We start from the raw sequence: 19,674 nt of genomic DNA on the forward strand, positions 1-19,674 counted from the left end.
CGGGGGAATCACCCGGCCGGCGTCACGTCCGCCCCGGAGCCCTTGATCGACGCCTTGGCGCGCTTCTCTGCCCGAACGGCGCGGGTACCTCGCACGAACCCGGTCGCCGAGACTGCGGCCGCCATCAGTGCCGTCTCGCCGCCGATGAACGGGTGAAAGCCGACGCCCGCGCCGCCACGGCCCTTCACCGGGATGTCGGCGACCTCGGTGACCTTCCAGCCCTTCTCGGAGACCGACAGGATGGCTTCGCCGTTCCCACACGTGAGCGGTAGGGCCGCGATGACCTCGTCGCCGTCGGCCGCCAACTTCACGCCCGCCACGCCGTTGCCTGCGGCACCCTGCGGATTGACGGCCGCGGGGTCGATGCGCAACACCTTCCCACGCCGGGTCACCAGCGCCAGGTGGGAGCCCGGCGCGAGGACCCCGGACCGCAGCAGACCGGTGATGTCGGGGGCGACCGGGATGTCGCGGATCTTGTACGGGAGGCCGCCGCCGTTGGTGAACTTCACCCGGCCGTCGGTCCACACCGCCCAGCCCAGGCCGGCGGTCAGCAGCTCGCCGTGGCTGTCGGAGAACACGCCCCGGTCGTCGAGACGCCACGCGGCGTTGACCTTTCGTTCGCGGGCGCCGTCCTCGTCGCTGCTCGACACGGTCGGCGTGGCCTCGGAGTCCAGCACGGTGCGACGGTCGAACTCGGGCCCCTTGAACAGCTTCGCGGTCTCGACCAGTTCGTCGTCGATCACCGAACGACGCGCCTCGGGGTTGGACACCAGCTCGGTGAGTTCGAGGAACTCCGCGTCTAGCTTCTCCGCCTCGGCCTGCAGCTCGATGACGTCGAGTCGGGTCAAGCGCCGGAGTTGCAGCGCCAGAACGTAATCGGCTTGTACGGCGTCGATGGTGAAGCGGTCCTGCAGTCCCTGGCGGGCCTCGTCGACCGTGTCGGATCCGCGGATCACCGCCACCGCGGCGTCGATGTCGAGGTGGATCGTCATGAGGCCGGCGACCAGATGGCGACGCGCCGTGACCTTCTCCAGCCGATGCTCGCTGCGGCGCAGCACCACCGAGTCACGCAGATGCAGGAACGCCGAGATCAGTTCGCGCACCGACCACCAGCGCGGCACCCGGTCCTCGTCGAGCGCGACCAGGCTGGCGGCGAACGAGGACTCCAGCGGCGTGAGGGCGAGCAGCTGGTCACGGATCTGCTCGGCGCTGTGACCGCGCTTGGCGGTCACCACGATGCGCAGGCCGTTGCGCCGGTCGGTCAGGTCCGACATGTCGGCGACGCCGGACAGTTCGCCGGACTCGACCAGCGCCCGGATCCGTTCCTGCACGGTGTTGCTCGCCACTCCGGGTGGCAGCTCGGTGACGATGACGTTCTTGCCGTCGACCGAGACGGTGCCGCGCACGGTGAACAGCCCCCGGCCGGTGGTGATGTACTCGCGGAGCCCGGCCGTGCCGACCACGGTGGCGCCGCATCCCCAGTCGGGGCCGGGGATGAGCTTCACCAACCGGTCGTCGGTCATGTTCGGCGTCTTCAGCAGCGCCCGGCAGGCGGCCATGATCTCGCGCGGGTTGTGCGCGGGCACCTTGGTGGCCCACCCCTCGGCGATGCCGACGGCGCCGTTGCACAGCAGCACGGGCCACCGTGCGGGCAGCACCGTCGGTTCGACCCACTCACCGTCGAAGGTCGAGACCATCGGCACGGCATGGTCTTCGAGTTCGGCGGTCAGCGCGGCGCCCGGTGCAGACAGTCGCATCTCGGTGTAGCGGTCGGCGGCGGGGATGTCGCCCTGGATGCGGGGAAAGGCGCCCTGTCCGTCGATGACCTTGACGCGCTGGAACTCGGCGGCCATCAGCGCGGCCGCCCCGTACATCGATGCTCCGCCGTGGGGGTGCAGGTTGCCGGTGACGGCCGAGCACACCTTGGACGACTTCTGCGGCTTGTTGCCGGGCAGCAGCCGGGACTCGTGCATCTGGTACAGCAGTCGGCGCTGCCCGGGCTTGAGGCCGTCGAAGGCAGACGGGATGGCGCGGTCGCTGACGCTGTAGAGCGCGAACGTCAGCTGGTAGTGGTTCCAGTAGTCGTCGGCGCTCTGGTCGAGAACCAGATCCGGGTTCTGGTCGGGAACGTCGAGGGTGGCGGTCATGCCGTTCTCCTAATCGAGGTCGAGAGCGGCGGTGTCGACGCGGGACGCGACGTCGGCCATCCACGTGCGCCGGCCCTCGGGCGGCCCGCCGAACAGGGTGTGGTGCAACTTCGGATCGCCATCGTCGAGATGCACCCGAATCACGGTGCGGCGCTCGGGATCCAGCACGGTGTTCCAGAAGTCGTCCGCGTCCATCTCGCCGAGACCCTTGTTGCGCTGCACCTCCACCTTGCGCTTCGAAGTGGCCTTCATCTGGGCCACGGCGGCATCGCGCTCGGACTCGTCCTGACAGTAGATCCGCTGCTGACCGTCCTTGACCACGAACAGCGGTGGCAGGGTCACGTAGACCATCCCGGCCTTGACGAGGGGTCGGTAGAAGTCGAGGAACATCGAGATGAGGCTCGAGTTGATGTTGCCGCCGTCGGGGTCGGCGTCAGAGGCGAACAGGATCCGGTCGTACCGGCAGGACTCCGGATCGCAGTTGTCGCGCACTCCGCAGCCCAGGATGCGTTCGATCGAGTCGAACTCGTCCTTGACCCGCGCTTTGTTGACGGTGAAGCCATAGACGTTGGGCGGCTTGCCCTTCAGCGGGAAGGCGGCCTGGAAGGTGGCGTCGCGCGCCGCCTTGATCGTGCCCAGCGCCGAGTCGCCCTCGCACAGGAACAGCTCGGCACCCGAACCGCGGCCGCTCTCCCGGCTGGGCAGCAGCTTGGGAGGCAGCGACAGATTGGTCCCGAGCCCCTTGGCCTTGGACGCCGCCCGGGAACGGGCCTTGGCGCCCTCGGCGCTGCGCCGCGCCCGTGCCGACTCCAGAGCCATCTTGGTCCACGTCGACACGGTCTCGGAGTTGCCGGGGTTGGCCGCCCAGATGGTGACGCTGCGCGCGACGTCCGGAGCCATCGCGACGTTCAACGACCGCGACGACACCGCGGTCTTGGCCTGTGAGTCCCAGGACACGTCGGGTGCCCGGGTGTCCACCGCGAGCGCGGTCACGGCCGCGAAGTCCTGAGCCTCCGGACCGTCCTCGCCCTTGGCCAGCCCGAGGTCGCGTATTCGGGACGCGCGGTCGGCGAGCGCCTCGGACAGGCCCTTCACGGCCGCGGTCAGATGCGATCCGCCGCCGGGGGTGCGCACGGTGTTGCAGAACGCGGCGACGGTGGCCGGCTCGGCGGGGCCTGCGGTCAGGGACCAGCGGAACGGCGTGGGCCCGCGGCCGGTGGTGTACTCGCCGCGGCCCTCCACCACCGCACGCACGCCGGGCACGGGGGTGCCCGCGGCGACGCACATGAGATCCAGCAGTGTCTCGCTGCCCCAGGGGCCGCCGAACGGTTCGAGCAGCTCGGGCCGGACCGCGTCGCCGGGCCAGCCCTCGTCGGCGACGACGAGGTGCACCCCGGGGGACATCCGTGCCGCCGCGTGCGCCCGCAGGAGCACCTCGTTGACGTCGACCGTCGAGTCCGGCACCACGGCCGCGTCGAACAGGATGCGCACGGTCGTGCCGTGCGCGTCGGGTTGGCGTTTGCCGGACCCGCGCAACTTCTGGGTGTCGGCGCGGGTGAACGGCGCGTCGGCGTCGAAGTCCTTGCCGTCGAATACCCCGGGGTAGCCGCCGCCGAAGCTCTGCAGGTAGGTCTTCCCGGCCCGGCGCACCGTCACGTCGGTGCGCGCGGAGATGAAGACCGCCGCCGCGGCGCCGATCCCGTTGAGACCGGCGCCCGTGCTGGTCGCGTCGGCGTGAGCGTCGAACTTGCCGCCCGCCCGCGCGGTGCCCAGTGTCTTGACGATGCCGTTCTTGCCATTCACCGGGTCGGAGTCGACGGGCAGGCCACGGCCGTCGTCGGCGACGCTGACCGATCCGTCGGCGTGCAGCGTGATGGTGACGGTCGACCCGCCGTGGCTGGGGTCGGCGACCTCTTCGATCGCGTTGTCGACGATCTCGCGAAGTGCCGTGTTCAGAACGTCCAGGCCGAGGTTGACCGCCGGCCGCAGGCGCGTGTGCTGGACGTCGTCGAGTTCGGTGATGTCGGCGGCGGTGTAACTCACGAATCGCCCCTTCCATCGGTCATGTGTGTGCCGCTGGAATCGTAGACGGCTCCTCGGACATCATCGCGCAGCCGCGGCGGCCCATGAGCAGACTCACACGGCCCTCGCCGTCGACCATGCCGTCAGCGCAGGTACCGCCCGGTGACGCTGTCCGGCGACAGGGCGATCTCCGCCGGGGTGCCGGTCGCGACGATGGTCCCGCCGGCCGCGCCGCCGCCGGGCCCCATGTCGACGACGTAGTCGGCGTTGGCGATCACGTCGAGGTCGTGCTCGATGACGACGACGGTGGCGCCCTTTGCGCCGAGGCGGTCGATGACGCCGAGCAGGACGCGGACGTCGAGGGGGTGCAGACCGACGCTGGGCTCGTCCAGGACGAACAGTGCATCGGACTGCTTGCGTCCGAGTTCGGTTGCGAGCTTGAGCCGCTGTGCCTCACCGCCGGACAGCGCGGGCGTGTCCTCGCCGAGCACGAGGTAGCCGAGCCCGAGGTCGACGAGGGTCTGGAGCTTCCGGTGCACCTTCGGCAGGTCCGCGGTGACCTCGATCGCCTGCGTCACGGTGAGTCCGAGGAGGTCGGGTAGTGCGAGGCCGTCACCGGTGCCGCGCCGTAGGTCCCGCGCGGCTGGGGCGTACCGGGTGCCGTCGCAGTCGGGGCAGGGGATGTCGACGTCGGGCAGGAACTGGACGTCGAGCGAGATCTCTCCGGTGCCCTCGCAGCGCGGGCAGCGCAGGGAGCCGGTGTTGTAGGAGAAGTCCGAGGCGGTCAGACCGCGGCGCCGCGACTCGTCGAGGGCGGCGTAGGCGCGGCGCAGGTCGTCGAGGACGCCGCTGTAGGTGGCGACCGTGGACCGCACGTTGGTGCCGATGGGGCTGGCGTCGACGACGTCGACCCGCGTGATGCCCGACGGCTCCACCGTCTCGACGTGTGCCGGCGGCGTCTCGCCGGCCGCCGCGGCCCGCAATGCCGGCACCAGGCTCTCCAGCACCAGGGTGGTCTTGCCCGACCCGGACACCCCGGTGACGGCGGTGAGCCGGCCCTTGGGGATCTGCACGTCGAGCGCGTGCACCGTGTGCAGCGGACGGGTGACGAGGCGGATCGTGCCGTGGTCGAACACCGTCTGCGACTCCACGGTGGCGCGCACCCGGATCGGCTCGGTGCCGTCGAGGAAACCGGCGATCAACGACGACGGGTCGGCCACCAGATCGTCGAGCGTCCCCTGAGCGAGCACGGTGCCGCCCTCGCTACCGGAGCCGGGTCCGATCTCGATGAACCAGTCGGCTTCCCGCAGGACCTGGACGTCGTGGTCGACCAGCACGACGGAGTTCCCGTCGCGCAGGAGGTCGCGGATGACGCCGTTGAGGCCGTCGATGTTGGACGGGTGCAGGCCGATCGACGGTTCGTCGAGGACGTAGAGCACGCCGGTCGTCTGATTGCGGACCGCGCGGGAGAGTGCCACCCGCTGCCGCTCGCCGGTGGACAGCGTGGAGCCGGGTCGGTCGAGACCGAGGTACCCGAGGCCGAGCTCGACGAGCCGCTGCGCCATCTCGAGGAGTTGCGCGACGATCGCGGACGCCATCGTGCGCATGTCGGGGGGTAGGGTCTCGACGACCGTTGGCGCCCAGGCGATCACGTCGTCGAGCATCATCGCGGTCGCCTCGGCGAGGTTGATCCCGCGGACGCGCGGGGCCAGCGCACGTTCGCTGAGGCGGGTGCCGTGGCAGGTCGGGCAGGTGCCGGTGTGGATGAACTTGTTCACCCGGTTGAGGCCACCCTCGTTGGCGGCCTTGTCGAGCGCCTCCTGAACGGCCAGGCGCGCGTTGCGGTAGGTGAAGTCGACCTCGAACAGCTTGCCGCTCTTGGACGGCAGGGTGATGCGGTGCTTCTCCGCGGGGCCGTGCAGGACGACGTCGCGTTCGTCGTCGGTGAGGTCGCGGTACGGCACGTCGGTGCGCACGCCGAGTTCGCCCACCATCTGTGGCATCACGGTCAGCCCCATCATCTTCCACGGTGCCACCGCACCATCGGCGATGCTCCGCGAGGGGTCCGGCACCAGGAGGTCGTCGTCGATCTCCCGTACGACGCCGAGTCCACCGCAGGTGGGGCACGCCCCGTCGGAGTTGAAGGCCAGCGCCTCGGCGCCCGGCGGGGTGAACGTGACGCCGCAGACTCCGCAGGTGAGATCCAGGCCCGCGGCGACGTCGATGGTCGGATCCTGGCGGTGCCCATTGGGGCAGAGGTGCTCGGCGAGGCGGGAGAACAGCAGTCGCAGGACGTTGAGGAGTTCGGTCGAGGTGCCGAACGTGCTGCGGGCGCCGGGGACGGCGGGTCGCTGCCGCAGGGCGAGTGCGGCGGGGACGTGCCGCACGCTGTCGACGGTGGCCTTCGTGGCGTGCGACATCCTGCGGCGGGTGTAGGTCGAGAGTGCCTCGACGTAGCGACGGGATCCCTCCGCGTACAGGACCCCCATCGCCAGCGAGGACTTCCCCGACCCGGAAACGCCTGCGATGGCGACCATCTGGTTGAGGGGCACGTCGACGTCGACGTTCGCGAGGTTGTGCACGCACGCGCCACGTACCTCGATCGTCGTGGGTACGGGCGGTCTCGGCTTCCGCGCGGGCATCGCACGCCCCTCTCGTGTCGGGTGGGCGGCCGGTCCGCTCACCGCGACCGGATAGACGCTACCGACCCGCTGCGACGGCCACCGTGCTCTCCGCGCTGTAGAAGCTCAGGGCGTCGGGCCCCCACTCCCTCGGTCCCGATCCGGAGTCCTTGAGGCCGCCGAACGGGACGTGGGCCTCGACCCCGGTCGTGGGCACGTTGACGGCGAGCGTGCCTGCGCGAACGGATGCGAGGAACGCCTCGGTGGTGTGCAGGGAGTCGCTGAACAGGGCTGCGCTCAGCCCGTAGGGAGTGCCGTTGGCGATGGTGATGGCGTCCTCGAAGTCGTCGAACGGCAGCACCGTGACGCACGGCCCGAACACCTCGTCGCGGGCGATGTCGTCGCCGGGGTCGACCCCCGTGACGATCGCCGGTCGGACGAAGTAGCCGCCCGACGGGTCGCCGGGTAGCCGTCCGCCGCGGAAGACGTCCGCGCCCGCGGCCTCGGCGGCCGCCAGGCTCCGCTCGTAGGACTGCTGGGCGGGGAGCGAGACGATGGGCCCCATCCGGGTGTCGGGATCGGAGCCCGGGCCGACGACGACGTCCAGTGCGCCGGCGCGGAGCGCGTCGACGACGTCGTCGTGGAGTGCCCTCGCGACGACGAGCCGCCCCGTCGCGGTGCACTTCTGGCCGGTCCCGCCGAATGCTCCCTCGAGTACCGCGGCCACCACGCGTTCGACGTCGGCGTCGGCGGCGGCGACGAGCGGATTGTTCCCGCCCTTCTCGACCTGCGCCCGCTTGCCGCCTCGGGCGGCGGCCACCTCGACCAGCGCACCGACCCTGCTGGAGCCGGTGAACGTGACGGCGTCGATCCCCGGATGGGAGACCAGGTACTCGCCGAGCCCGGCGGACGTCCCGGTGAGGTAGGCCAGGACGTCGGTCGGAAGGCCCGCGTCGAGCAGGGCCGTCACGACGTGCGCACCCGTCATCGGGGTCAGAGGGGACGGCTTCCAGACGACGCCGTCGCCCGCCATCAGTGCGGCGGCGATCTTTCCGCTGGAGACGAAGGCCGGGAAGTTGAACGGGGTGATCGCCGCGACCACGCCGAGTGGACGCTGCTGGGTCGTCAGCGTCACGCCGGGTCGCTGGGATCTGAACACCTGCCCGCATTCGCGGTCGGCGGACGACGCGACGTAGGCGAACACGTCTGCGGCCCTGAGCACTTCGCCGCGGGCCTCGGCGACCGGCTTGCCCTCCTCTGCGGAGAGGTCGTCGCCGATGGCCGAGGCGCGCTCTCGCAGGAGTCCCGCGGCGCGGTCGAGGACGCCGCGGCGTTCGTGGGCGCCGAGCCGTCCCCAGGTCGTCGGCGCGTCGGCGACGGCCCGCACGGCGTGGTCGACGTCCTCGGCGTCGGACTCGGGGAACGAGGCCACGACGGTCGCCGTGTGCGCGGGGTCCTCCCGGTCGTACCGGGCGCCGGACCGACTGTCGCGCCAGCCGTCGCTGAAGTTCATTCCGTCCATCGTGGTCCCGTCATCGTCGGCCGGTCAGGTCGTCCCAGAGGGCGGATTCGCCGCCCCGCAACGCGAGTGTGGTCAGGAGGGTCCGCGCCTGGCTGCGGTGCCGGGCGCGGTCGCGCCGCGACCAGATGGCCGTGGTGTGGCGGTGCAGCGGGTACTCGGCGGTGATCCCCATGGCGCCGTGGAGTTGGTGGGCGGTGCGGGCCACGACGGTGGCGCACTGGGCGACGACGAGGCGTGCGGAGGCCAGGCGGTGCGCACGGTGGTCCGCGTCCGAGAGATCGACCCGCACCAGGGCTGCCTCGCCGAGCCGCATCTGCACGGCCATGTCGGCCAGTCGCGCGGCAACCGCGGGGAGTGCGACCAGCGGGCGACCGAACTGCTGACGCTGCTTGACCCACGTCCGGGTGAGGTCCAGGGCGGCGCGGGCATGCGCCAGCATCTCCTCGAGTTCCAGCTGTTCCCAGAGTGATCGGCCGTATCCACCGTCGAAGCGGATGCACGGCGACCCGTCCAGCGTCACCGCCATCAGCGATTCGCCGGCGACGGAACCGGCCGAGGGCGTCGTCCGCACCCCTGGTCCGGTCAGTTCGACCACGAGGGCATCCTCGTCGCGGAAGAGCACGAGGTGGTCGGCACCGGAGTCGGGGACGTCCTCGAGCGTTCCGGACAGCGTTCCGCCGGTTGCGACGAGTGTCGCGGGTGCGTGCGCCAGTGCCCCGTACCCGGTCCGGGGTTCTCCGTCGGCTCGAACGTGTGCTCCGACGGAGGCGTCGACCAGGGGAGTGAGGACGCCCGCGGCGGCGAAGGCGCGCACGACCGTGACGAGGTCCTCGACGTCGCCTCCGGACCCGCCCCGGTCCTCGTCGATGCCGACCCGGTCGAGGCCGAGTTCGCGCATCTGGGCCCAGGGCGCCGGGTCGTTCGCGGTCAGGTCCCGGGCGAGGTGCCGGAGTTCCTCGGTGGAGTCACTCACGCGCGGGCCTCCTGCTTCGCGATGATCGACAGCAGCACGTCCTGGGCGCCGCCGCGGATGTCGAACGCCGGTGACGCCAGCAGGCCGTCTCCGAACGCCGAAGCAGCGGAGACGATTCCGGCTCCTCGGCTCCGGAAGGCCGCTTCGACGACCTCGCGCTCGAACAGGTTGCCCAGGTACTTGAGCGATGCGGCCGCCTGGATCGGCGCTTCACCCTCGTCGAGCGCCCGGGCGATGTCGTGGCACAACTGACGGAGCGCGCCCAGGCGTGCGATCAGGTCTCCGAGTTCGGGGACGTCGCCACCGTCCTGGCCGTCGAGCAGCGTCCGCATGACGACGTACGACGACAGGACCCGCTCCGGGCCGCCTCGCTCGAAGGACAACTGCTCGGTGACCTGCCGCCAGCCGTCACCCTCGGTGCCCAGCAGCCTGTCAGCGGGAACGAATGCCTCGGTGAAGACCACTTCGTTGAAGTGGTGCTGTCCTGCGAGATCGTGTATCGGGTCGACGGTGATGCCGGGCTCGTGCATGTCGACGATGAACTCGCTGAGTCCCTGATGCTTGCGCTCCCCGTCCGAGGTGCGGGCGAGAACGTATGCGTGCGTGGCATGGTGGGCGTGGCTCGTCCACGTCTTGCGCCCGGTGATGACCCAGCCGCCCTCGGTCCTGCGAGCGGACGTCGTGACCGCGGCCAGGTCGGAACCCGCTTCGGGTTCGCTCATCCCGAGGCAGAACACGTGCTCACCCGCGACGATCCCCGGTAGCAGTTCATCCCGGAGTCGGTCCGATCCGTAGCGCAGGATGGCCGGGCCGATCTGTCGGTCTCCCATCCAGTGCGCGGCGACGGGTGCCCCGGCGCGCAGGAGTTCCTCGGTGACGGCGAGGCGCGCCACGTTGCCCAGTCCCCGGCCGCCGTAGGCGCGCGGCCAGCTGATCCCGAGCAGGTGCCTGCGGCCGAGTTCGCGGGAGAACTCCGCGTCGAAGGACCGCAGCCACGCATCGGACCGCGGGGTGTAGCGACCGGCTGCCAGCCATTCGTCGGTCAGGTCGCGAACCTCTTGGCGCAGAGCGTGTTCGGTGTTCGGTGTGGTGGTCATCAGCGGCCCTCGTAGACGGCGGTGCGTTTCTCGGCGTAGGCGTCGAACGCCTCGCGCGAGTCGCGCATCGAGGTGATCACGGCGAAGTGCGAGGAGATGAGGTCCAGGGCGGCCGGCAGGTCCTGGGAGGCGCCCTGGCGGACGGCCCGCTTGATGGTCTGCACCGCGATCGGTGGCTGGGCGGCCACGCGGCGGGCCAACGAGATGGCATGGTCGAGCACGGGTTCGTCGTCGACGACGTACTCCACCAGCCCGATGTCGGCGGCGGTGGCGGCATCGACGAAGTCGCCGGTCCACAGCAGTCGCAGCGCGGTGGAACGCCCGACGAGCCGCGGCAGCAGCCAGCAGCCGCCGTTGCCGGGGACGAGCCCCACCTTGACGTAGGCCTCGCTGAATCGCGCGCTCGGAGAGGCGAATCGCACGTCGCAGTAGAGCGCCAGGTCCATCCCCGCGCCGACGGCCGGACCGTCCACCGCCGCGATCACCGGTTTGTCGAGACGTTCGAGGGCGAGCGCCACGCGATGGACGTTGCGCGTCAGGTAGTGCTTCTCCTCCAGGGGTGACCGGTGCTGGTGGTCGAACTCGCCGAGGTCGACCCCCGAGCAGAAGCTGCCCCCCGCCCCGGTGATGACGACCGCACGCACCCGCTCGTCCTCGCGGGCCGAGTCGAGGCGGTCCGCGCAGTCGTTGATCATCGGCAGGGTGAACGCGTTGCGCCGGTCGGGTCGGTTCAGCGTGATCGTCGCGACGTGTTCGTCGACGGTGTAGTCGAGATCGCTCACGGCGTCGCCTCCCGGACCATGCCGGTCTGATGTGTCGACCGGGCGTCGAGCATCTCGGCGATCCCGTCCTCGGAGACGCCGATCTCGCGCAGCACCGCGACGGTGTGCTCGCCGTAGAGCGGGGCGATTCCGCTGCGGGGGTCCGGCGCGCCCATCTCGGCGGGCTGGCGGGGGAGGCGGAGTGGCCCCTCGGTCGGGTGGTCGATGGAGCGGAAGAAGCCGGTGGCCGCGAGGTGCGGATCCTCGAAGAGGTCGGTGACGGTGTTGACCGGACCCGTGGCGATGTCCGCCTCGCCGAGCAGCTCCTCCCACGCGGCGGTGGTGCGGCCGGCCATCTCCTCGTCGAGTAGTTGATAGAGGAAGGCGGTGTTGATCGTCCTCTCCCGGATGGTGCGGAACCGGGGGTCGTCGGCCAGTTCCGGTTTGCCGATGGCGACGAAGAACTTTCGCCACTGGGCGTCGGTGTAGATCATGACCGCCATCGATCCGTCGAGGGTCTTGAACGGGCGCCGGTACGGTGACTCCGTCCTGGCATAACCGGGATTCCCGACGGGGGGATCGAACGCCCAGCCGCCCTGCTGCTCGAGCAGCAGGAACGACGTCAGCGTCTCGAACATCGGGATCTCCAGCGCCGTCCCGACACCGGTGGCGTCACGGCCGTGCAGGGCCGCCAGAATGGCCGCGGCGCCCATGACCCCGACGGTCTTGTCGGCGATGGCCGATCGGATGTACTCGGGGTCGCCGTGGAGTCCCTGCACCGCCGCGAAGCCGGACGCCGCCTGGATCACGTCGTCGTAGGCGGGCCGGTGCTCGTACGGGCCACCGCTGCCGAATCCGCGGAAGGCGCAGTAGACGACCCTGGGATTGGCCTCGAGGACCTCGCGCGGCCCGAATCCGCAGCGGTCCGCGGCGGCCGAGCGCGAGTTGTGCACGAACACGTCGGCGTGCCGGGCCAGCCGGGTGACGACGTCGCGTCCATGGGACGACTTCAGGTCGACGGCCAGGCTGCGCTTGCCCTGGTTGGCGTTGAGGAACACCGGCCCCATCCCGGACTCGCGGTGGTCGCCGATGAACCGCAGCACGTCCCCGCCGGGTGCCTCGACCTTGATGACGTCGGCGCCCCAGTGCGCGAGCAGCATCGTGCTGTACGGGCCCATGAAGGTGGTGCTCAGGTCGACGACCCTGACCCCGTCGAGGGGGCGGGGGCCGGTGCGCGAACTCATACGACTCCTCCGCGGGCGATGACCGCCTCGGTCAGCGGGCTGGGGTCCAGGGTCACGGGGATCTCGATGCAGGACGGCAGTCCGGAGGCGATGGCGTCGGCGAGGGCACCGGGCAGGTCGGCGAGGTCCTCGATGCGCCGGCCATGGCCGCCCAGCGCGGTGATCACCTGATCGAACCGCGTGGGGCTGAGGTCGGAGGCCAGCAGGTAGTCGTCTCCGAACAGGCCGCGCTGCAGGTTGCGCTCGAGTCCCCACGACTGGTTGTGCCCGACGATCGCGACGAACGGGAGGTGCTGCCGGAGAGCGGCTTCGAACTCGATCAGGTAGTACCCGAAGCTCCCGTCGCCGGTCACGAGCACGACCGGCCGGTCCGGATGGGCGCGCTTGGCCCCGATCGCGAAGGGAGTCCCGGCGCCGCAGGTCGACATCGGGCCGAGGCGGATCCACTGCCCGGGGCCCAGTGCCGCCATGGCGCCGCGGCACCATTGCACGAAGTCTCCGCCGTCGAAGACCAGCGTGGTGTCCTCCCCGATGGCCTCGCGCAGGGCGAGGGCGACGGCATGCGGATGGTGCGGCGCCGCAGCGGAACTCGCGGGTGGATCGGGCATCGGGGCGATTCGAGTGAGGTCGTCGAGCCAGCGACCGTCCCATTCGCGGCCCTCGGCGGCGGTGGCGAGGCCGTCGACGAACCGTGCGACGTCGGTCTCCACGACGTACTGCCGGGGCCGGTTCTCGTCGGTGGCGGCGCCGGGGCTGCGCACGTCGATCAGGGTCGCGTCGGCGCCGATGGCGTCAGGGCTGCCGAAGCGCAGCCGGAAGTCCAGCCGCCTGCCCAGCAGGACGACGACGTCGGCGTCGGCGATCCTGGCCGCCGCCTTGTTGAGTGAGGCATCGGCGTAGCCGAGGGAGCAGGGGTGGGCGTCGGGCACGATGCCGCGCGCGGAGTCCAGGGTGAACAGCGGCAGGGGAGCGGCGTCGAGCAGCCGGGTCAACGCGTCGGAGGCACCGGCCATGTACGCGCCCGCGCCGGCGATGAGCACCGGGCGGCGTGCGTCGGCCAGGAGCGAGATCACCTGCGCCACCGTGTCGGTGTCGACAGTGCCCGAATCGGGCGAGGCGACGGCGCCGTGGCCGTCGATCCCCTCGGCGGACTCGCCCATGACGTCCGACGGGAGGCTGAGGTGGGTCGCGCCTGTCGTGCCGGACAGCGCCTGGAGGATCGCCGTGTCGACGAGTTCCGGGATGCGGTCGACGCGGTCGACCATGGCCGCGAACTTGCACAGTGGCGCTGCGACGGCCACCTGGTCGATCTCCTGCTGTGCTCCCTTGCCCGACAGGGCGAGGTCGGCCTGCCCGCTCAGCAGGAGGACGGGGCTGTCGCTGGAGTGCGCGGTGATCAGCCCGGTCAGCGCGTTCGTGTGAGCGGGCCCGCCGGTCACCAGTGCCACCCCGAGCCGTCGGCCGGCGCGGGCGTAGGCGTCGGCAGCCATGACGACGCTCGCCTCGGTGCGGAGGTCGATCAACTCGATGCCGTTGTCGCTCAGGCCTTCGTAGATGGTGAGGGTGTGATTCCCGCACAGGGTGAAGACGGTCGTGACGCCATGGGCAACGAGTCGCTCGGCGAGTAGGTGTCCGCCATGCCGTCGTGACACGAGTCCTCCAGATTCAGGAACAATATTGGAGCCAATATTGGCTTCGATGGATGGGGATGTCAAGGAGTCGAGGTCACGCGGTTGCCACCACCGGAAACGGCAATATTGCATAATCGATCCGGCAGCAAAGTGCGCCCGACGCGAGGAGGCGAGCATGGAATCCGAGGTGACGGCGAGTGGGGCGGTGTCGCGCGCGGTCGACGGCCTTCGCGCGATGCTGATGTCGATGCAGATCATGCCGGGACAGCCGATCCGGCAGGAGGCCCTCGCGGCGCGACTCGGCATCAGCAGGGCGCCGATCCGCGAAGCGCTCGGAATCCTCAAGAGCGAAGGCGTTCTCGACTACGAGCGCAACGTCGGCTACACCGTGAAGCGACTCACCAAGGCCGAACTCGAGCAGGCGTACCGCATCCGTCGCGTCCTCGAGACCGACATCGTGCTGGACCTGCCCGCTCCGAGTCCGGAGATGCTCGACGAGTTGGAGCGGCTGAACCAGCGGATCGCCGACGCCGGCGCGGTCAACGACCTGGCTGCGGTGCGCACCCTCAACCACGAGTTCCACTTCCTGCTCTACTCGTCGTCGGGGCTCGACCTCATCGTCGGCGAACTGCGCCGCATGTGGGCGTTCACCGACGCGTACCGGTCGCTGTACCTGTACGACCAGTCCGCCAGGGCGCGCACCGTGCACGAACACGCCGGGATCATCGCTGCCCTCCGCGCCGGGGACCTGCCCCTAACGGCCACGCTCCTGGACGCACACCGTGCCAAGGTGCCCGAGTACCTCGCCCCGTTCCTGGACGCCCAGGCGGCAACCGGTCTGTAGTTCGGGCGGCAGGCGACGGGCATCGGTGGGCATCCCGGTCCGTCAGATCGTGACGACGTCGTCGATCGACCAGTCCCGCAGTGCCTTCGGTGCGAACGAGAGGCCGAACCCCGGTAGGTCGGTGAGTCGCACCCGTCCGCCGGAGACGCGGGGCGCATCCTCGAACAGGTCGTCCCACCAGGCAGGTATGTACTCGACGAGTCCCGCGTTGGGCAGGGCCGACATCACGTGCGCACTGACCTCCGTGAAGGTGTGCGACGACACCTGCTGACGGTGGGCGTCGGCGAACGTGGCGACATCGAAGAAGCCGGTGGGTCCGCCCACGCGCATGATGTCGGGCATCAGGACGTCGGCAGCACGTGCCTCGACGAGCGGACGGAACCCATCGACGCCGTAGATCGTCTCGCCCGTGGCGATGGGAAGCACCAGTTCCCTGGCCAATTCAGCGGAGCCGGCCACGTCGAGGGCGTCGACCGGCTCCTCGTACCAGGCCGCCCCCAGTCGTTCGAACTCCCGACCCGCGGCCAGCGCGTCCGCCGTACGCCACGCCTGGTTGGCGTCCACCATCACCGAGAGTCGTTCTCCCACGGCGCCGATGAGTCGTTCGAAGCGGCGGACGTCCTCGCGCCAGTCCTCGAAGCCGATCTTGATCTTGTAGTGCTCGAAGCCGTCGGCGATCAGCGCCTCGGCCTCGTCGATCAGGTCCTCGACGGGGGAGGAGATCCACCCGCCGGTGGCGTACACGGTGAGTGCGTCGCGGTCTCCGCCCCACAGCCGGAACAGCGGCATGCCGGCGCGCTTGCCCTGCAGGTCCCACAGGGCGACGTCGATGGCACTCTGCGCCAGCGTGCTGATCCCGGCGGTGCCCACGAAGTTCTGTGCGGCCGTCATCTTGCGGTTCAGGCTGCGGATGGCGCGTGAATCCTCGCCGCGGATGAGTTCCGCCAGCCCGTGAATGGTGTGACGAACCGCCCGCGCCTGGTGCACGTTGAACGTGAAGGCGTAGCCGAATCCGACGAGGCCGTCGGCCTCGATCTCGACGAGCACGTTGTGCACGGAGCTGATGCGATGTATCGCGGTATGCAGTTCACGCCCCAGCGGCACGGACACGTGGTGGGTGGTGATGCGGTCGATCTTCATGGGAGTTCCCTTCCAGGTGTGCGCGAGAGGAGGAATCCACCGCGGGCGAGGTCGTCTTCGGAGATCTCGGTGAACCGGATGCGTACCCGGTCCGGCTGGGTCGCCAGATGGGTGACGGCGGCCGCTGTGACGGCCGCCGCGAAGTCCTGGCGCTGATCGATGGTGCGGCCGGGGAGTATCTCCACGGTGATGAACGGCATCGGGTCCCCTTCGAATCGTGCGGCGGTCATCCGAGGTACGCCCGCTGCAGGACGTCACCGGAGGCGAGTTCGGATGCGGCGCCGGAGAAGGTCACGCGGCCCTGGGTGAGCACGTAGGCACGGTCACTGACCGCGAGCACCTTGTCGACGAGTTGCTCGACGATGACGACTCCCACGCCCCGGTCGCGCAGTGAACCGGCGACGTCGAGGATGCGATCCACGAGGACCGGTGCCAGGCCGGCGGACGGCTCGTCGAGCATCAGGACGTCCGGCCGGCGGACCAGCCCCTGGGCGATCACCAGCATCTGCTGCTGTCCGCCGCTGAGCCGGCCCGCCTTCTCCTGGCGTTTGGCGGCGATCTCGGGGAAGACCTCCCACGCCTCGGCGATGGACGCGGTGCGAGCGGCGCGGTCGATCCCGTAGCCGGCCAGGTGCAGGTTGTCCTCGACGCTGAGCGCGGGGAAGACCCGGTGCCCCTCCGGAACGTAGAGCAGTCCGCGCTTGACGATCGCCCGCGGCTTCTTGCGCGTGACGTCCTGACCGTTGAGGCTCACCGTCCCCGCGGTGACGTCGCGCAGCAGGCCCGCGGCACACGACAGCAGCGTGGTCTTGCCGGCGCCGTTCGCACCGACCAGCGCCACGATCTCGCCCCGGTGGACGTCGAAGTCGACGCCGGTGAGCACTCCGAGCTTGCCGTATCCGGCGCTGAGGCCGGACACCGCCAGCAGCGGGCGTTCGGTCGTGGGGTCAGGAGCCGAGGTAGGCATGGATCACCTCTTCGTGTCGTCGGATGTCGTCGGGCCGTCCCGCGGCGAGGACCCCGCCGAGGTCGAGCACGGTCACCGAATCGCAGACGTCGAAGACCAGGTCGGTGTGGTGTTCGACGAGCAGCACGGCCACGCCCTGCGCCGCAATCGATTCGATCAGGTTGCCCAGTGACGCGATCTCCTCGACCGACAGACCCGCGGCGGGCTCGTCGAGCAGTAGCAGTCGCGGCTGGGCGACCAGGGCGCGCGCGATCTCGAGGAAGCGGAGCTGGCTGTGTGACAGGAGTTCCGCGCGGAAGGTCGACTGGGCGCTCAGGCCCACCACGTCGAGTGCGGCCTGGGCACGCTCCCGCAGTCGCGCCTCTCGACCACCGCCGCCGATGCCGGTCATCGAGGTGGCGAACGACGTGCGGGCGCCGTGGTACCCGCCCAGCATCACGTTCTCCAGCACGGTGAGATCGCCTGCGACGCGGGGGCTCTGAAAGCACCTGGCCAGACCGAGTGCCGCGCGCCGCTGCACGCGCATGTCGTTGACCGTCGTGCCGTCGATCCGGACGGTCCCCTCGTCGATCGGGTAGTAGCCGCAGACGACGTTCAGCAGGGTCGTCTTGCCGCTGCCGTTGGGCCCGATCAGCCCGACGATCTGGCCCGGCGCGACCTCGAGGTCCACCCCGCGCAGCGCCTGGACCCCGCCGAAGGCCTTCTCGACCCCGCTGACGGACAGCACACGAGCCGACTCGTCGGTCGTCCCGCGATCGCCGAGCACGTCGCCGAGGCGGTCGAGGTCTCCCTTCGCCCAGGGGGGTACGCGGCGGCGTCCGACGCGGTCCTTGATCGAGGTGACCAGCCCGCCGAGCCCGTTGGGAAGGGCAAGGACGACGGCGAGCAACAGTGCCGCGTAGAGGAACGCCGACCATTCCGCCAGGGGCGCAGCCAGTTCCGGGAGCAGCGTCAGCACCACCGTCGCCACCAGCGGCGCCGCGATGCGGCCCGGACCGCCCAGGAGGACGGCGACGAAGAACATCATCGAGAGGTCGAACACGAACGCGTCGGGTGTCACGTAGGACTGCAGCGACGCGTAGAGGGCGCCGGCGAGGCCGGCCAGCGCGCCGCTGAGAGTGAACACGTAGAGCTTCAGCCGGAAGATCGGCACGCCCGAACTCTCGGCGGCGACCTCCGCGTCCCGGATGGCGATGAGGCCGCGGCCGTCGTTGGTCCGCGCGATCCGCCAGGTGACGTACGTCGCGCCGGCGGCAAGGGCGAGGACGAACCAGTAGAAGCCGGTCTCGGTGCCGAGCGGCCCGTCGAACAGGGGAGCGGCGATGCCGAGGCCGCCACCCGTCACGCCATCCCAGACGACCGCGAGCTGCGGCACGATCGTCGCGAAGCCGAGAGTGGCCATCGCGAAGTAGAAGCGCTTGAGCCGCAACGAGGGCAGCCCGATGAGCAGCCCTGCCGCGGTGCCGACCACCATCGCGGCGACGAGGCTCAGGAACGGGTTCCAGCCGAGCGTCGTGTAGGTGGCACAACCGGTGTAGGCCCCGACGGCCAGCAGGCCGACGTGGCCGATGGCCATCTGGCCGGCGTGGCCGACCACGAGGTTCAACCCGGACACCAGGATCCAGTACACGGCGGCGAGCGCCGCGATGTGGACCCAGTACAGGTTGGGCGAGACGAACGGCAGGAGCACGAGGGCGAGGACGACGATGGGAATCGTCAACCGCGCGAGGGGTTTGCGCGAGTGCGCGGTCGTGGTCGCCGTGGGAGGTGGGGTGTGCGCCGTGGTCGTCATACTCGTCGAGGCTCCGCATGTCCGAAGATGCCGTTGGGAAGGATCAAGAGCGCGACGACCAGGGTGAGGAGCGCCGCGGTTCCGCGGTAGCTACCACCGAGGAAGTAGTTGGCCAGCTGTTCGACCACGCCGAGGGCGAGGCCGCCGACCACGGCCCCGAGGTTGTTGCCGAGGCCACCGATGGCGATGGCCACGAAGCCGCTGAACGCGAAGGCCACCCCGATGGAGAAGAAGGCGAAGGTCAGCTGGCCCGCCATGAAGCCGGCCAGGGCGCCCACCACGCCGGCGAGCATGTACACGCCCACCCGGATCGAGGTGTGGGGGAGGCCGAGAGCCCTTGCCGCGTAGGGGTCCTGGGATATCGCGAGGAACGCCCGCCCCGTGAGTGTCCTGTTGTTCAGCAGCGCCAGGAGCCCGACCACCACGGCCAGGGTGACGACCGGAAGCCAGTACTTCTGGTCGACCCAGCCGTTGCCGCCCTCGAAGAGTCTGGGGAACGGTCGGGGTTCGGTGCCCCACCACAGGCCCACCGCCTCTTCGATGATGAGGCTGAGTGCCAGGGTACTCAGGACGTACATGTGCGTGTCGATGCGCGACAGCACCGGGCGCACCGCGATGAACTCGGTCAGCAGGCCGGCCGCGGCGCCGATGAGCAGCGCGCCGGCGAGGGCCACGACGACGGGAAGGCCGGCCTGGCCGATGAAGAAGGCGCCGAACACCGCGCCTAGCATCCCGAACGTGCCCGACGTGAAGCTGATGACCCGCGACGTGTTGTACATCAGGTTGTAGCTGACGCCGATCAGCGCGTACACCGCACCGGTCGCCAAACCCGCGGTCAGCAGGAGACCGAGCATGGGAAACCACCCTTCCTGGACGAGGTGCCGGGCGCCGTCGCCCCCGGTCGTGCCGTGGC

15 protein-coding genes are annotated in these 19,674 nt (G+C 70.3%); 1 reads left to right on the plus strand and 14 read right to left on the minus strand.

The window, feature by feature from the left end; all coding sequences use genetic code 11:
* Positions 1-8: 8 nt before the first annotated feature.
* The 9 genes from G6N64_RS14215 to G6N64_RS14255 form a co-directional block, all read right to left on the minus strand.
* Positions 9-2,147 (minus strand): DNA gyrase subunit A, encoded by a 2,139-nt coding sequence (locus G6N64_RS14215; RefSeq protein WP_163797640.1) that lies wholly within the window; start codon positions 2,145-2,147, stop codon positions 9-11.
* Between the two features lie 9 nt (positions 2,148-2,156).
* Complete coding sequence (locus G6N64_RS14220) at positions 2,157-4,190, minus strand: toprim domain-containing protein (RefSeq protein ID WP_163797641.1); 2,034 nt, start codon at positions 4,188-4,190, stop codon at positions 2,157-2,159.
* Positions 4,191-4,312: 122 nt separating this feature from the next.
* Complete coding sequence (locus tag G6N64_RS14225; protein WP_163797642.1) at positions 4,313-6,811, minus strand: excinuclease ABC subunit UvrA; 2,499 nt, start codon at positions 6,809-6,811, stop codon at positions 4,313-4,315.
* Between the two features lie 58 nt (positions 6,812-6,869).
* Entirely contained in the window at positions 6,870-8,303 is a 1,434-nt protein-coding gene (locus G6N64_RS14230) for an aldehyde dehydrogenase family protein (protein WP_163797643.1), read from the minus strand.
* A 19-nt stretch (positions 8,304-8,322) separates the two neighbouring features.
* Positions 8,323-9,285: an acyl-CoA dehydrogenase family protein gene (locus G6N64_RS14235; protein ID WP_163797644.1), complete on the minus strand. Its 963-nt coding sequence runs from the start codon at positions 9,283-9,285 to the stop codon at positions 8,323-8,325.
* On the minus strand, positions 9,282-10,382 hold the full coding sequence (locus tag G6N64_RS14240; RefSeq protein WP_163797645.1) for an acyl-CoA dehydrogenase family protein: 1,101 nt from the start codon (positions 10,380-10,382) through the stop codon (positions 9,282-9,284). Before G6N64_RS14240 ends, G6N64_RS14235 begins: the two co-directional genes overlap by 4 nt.
* Positions 10,382-11,164 carry an enoyl-CoA hydratase/isomerase family protein gene (locus G6N64_RS14245; protein WP_163797646.1) on the minus strand — a complete coding sequence of 261 codons (783 nt, stop codon included), beginning with the start codon at positions 11,162-11,164 and terminating at the stop codon, positions 10,382-10,384. Before G6N64_RS14245 ends, G6N64_RS14240 begins: the two co-directional genes overlap by 1 nt.
* Entirely contained in the window at positions 11,161-12,387 is a 1,227-nt protein-coding gene (locus G6N64_RS14250; protein WP_163797647.1) for a CaiB/BaiF CoA transferase family protein, read from the minus strand. Before G6N64_RS14250 ends, G6N64_RS14245 begins: the two co-directional genes overlap by 4 nt.
* A complete protein-coding gene (locus G6N64_RS14255; protein ID WP_163797648.1) occupies positions 12,384-14,039 on the minus strand; it encodes a thiamine pyrophosphate-binding protein in 1,656 nt (551 codons plus the stop codon). The genes G6N64_RS14250 and G6N64_RS14255 overlap by 4 nt, the downstream gene beginning before the upstream one ends.
* Positions 14,040-14,193: 154 nt before the next feature.
* On the opposite strand from G6N64_RS14255, the gene G6N64_RS14260 reads away from it, so the two are divergent.
* Positions 14,194-14,862 carry a GntR family transcriptional regulator gene (locus G6N64_RS14260; RefSeq protein ID WP_163797649.1) on the plus strand — a complete coding sequence of 223 codons (669 nt, stop codon included), beginning with the start codon at positions 14,194-14,196 and terminating at the stop codon, positions 14,860-14,862.
* Between the two features lie 42 nt (positions 14,863-14,904).
* Here the strand turns inward: G6N64_RS14260 and G6N64_RS14265 are convergent, their stop codons facing one another.
* From G6N64_RS14265 to G6N64_RS14285, 5 genes are read right to left on the minus strand one after another with little or no spacing between them, the layout of a single operon-like run.
* Entirely contained in the window at positions 14,905-16,002 is a 1,098-nt protein-coding gene (locus tag G6N64_RS14265) for a mandelate racemase/muconate lactonizing enzyme family protein (RefSeq protein WP_163797650.1), read from the minus strand.
* Positions 15,999-16,202 (minus strand): tautomerase family protein, encoded by a 204-nt coding sequence (locus tag G6N64_RS14270; RefSeq protein WP_163797651.1) that lies wholly within the window; start codon positions 16,200-16,202, stop codon positions 15,999-16,001. Before G6N64_RS14270 ends, G6N64_RS14265 begins: the two co-directional genes overlap by 4 nt.
* A gap of 26 nt (positions 16,203-16,228) precedes the next feature.
* On the minus strand, positions 16,229-16,969 hold the full coding sequence (locus tag G6N64_RS14275) for an ABC transporter ATP-binding protein (RefSeq protein ID WP_163797652.1): 741 nt from the start codon (positions 16,967-16,969) through the stop codon (positions 16,229-16,231).
* Positions 16,950-18,761 (minus strand): branched-chain amino acid ABC transporter ATP-binding protein/permease, encoded by a 1,812-nt coding sequence (locus G6N64_RS14280; RefSeq protein WP_163797653.1) that lies wholly within the window; start codon positions 18,759-18,761, stop codon positions 16,950-16,952. The genes G6N64_RS14275 and G6N64_RS14280 overlap by 20 nt, the downstream gene beginning before the upstream one ends.
* The gene (locus tag G6N64_RS14285; RefSeq protein WP_163797654.1) at positions 18,758-19,615 is read right to left on the minus strand and encodes a branched-chain amino acid ABC transporter permease; all 858 of its coding nucleotides are present in this window, start codon (positions 19,613-19,615) and stop codon (positions 18,758-18,760) included. The genes G6N64_RS14280 and G6N64_RS14285 overlap by 4 nt, the downstream gene beginning before the upstream one ends.
* Between the last annotated feature and the right edge of the window lie 59 nt (positions 19,616-19,674).

The organism is Mycolicibacterium sediminis (assembly GCF_010731735.1).
GTDB classification, from domain to species: Bacteria; Actinomycetota; Actinomycetes; order Mycobacteriales; family Mycobacteriaceae; genus Mycobacterium; species Mycobacterium sediminis.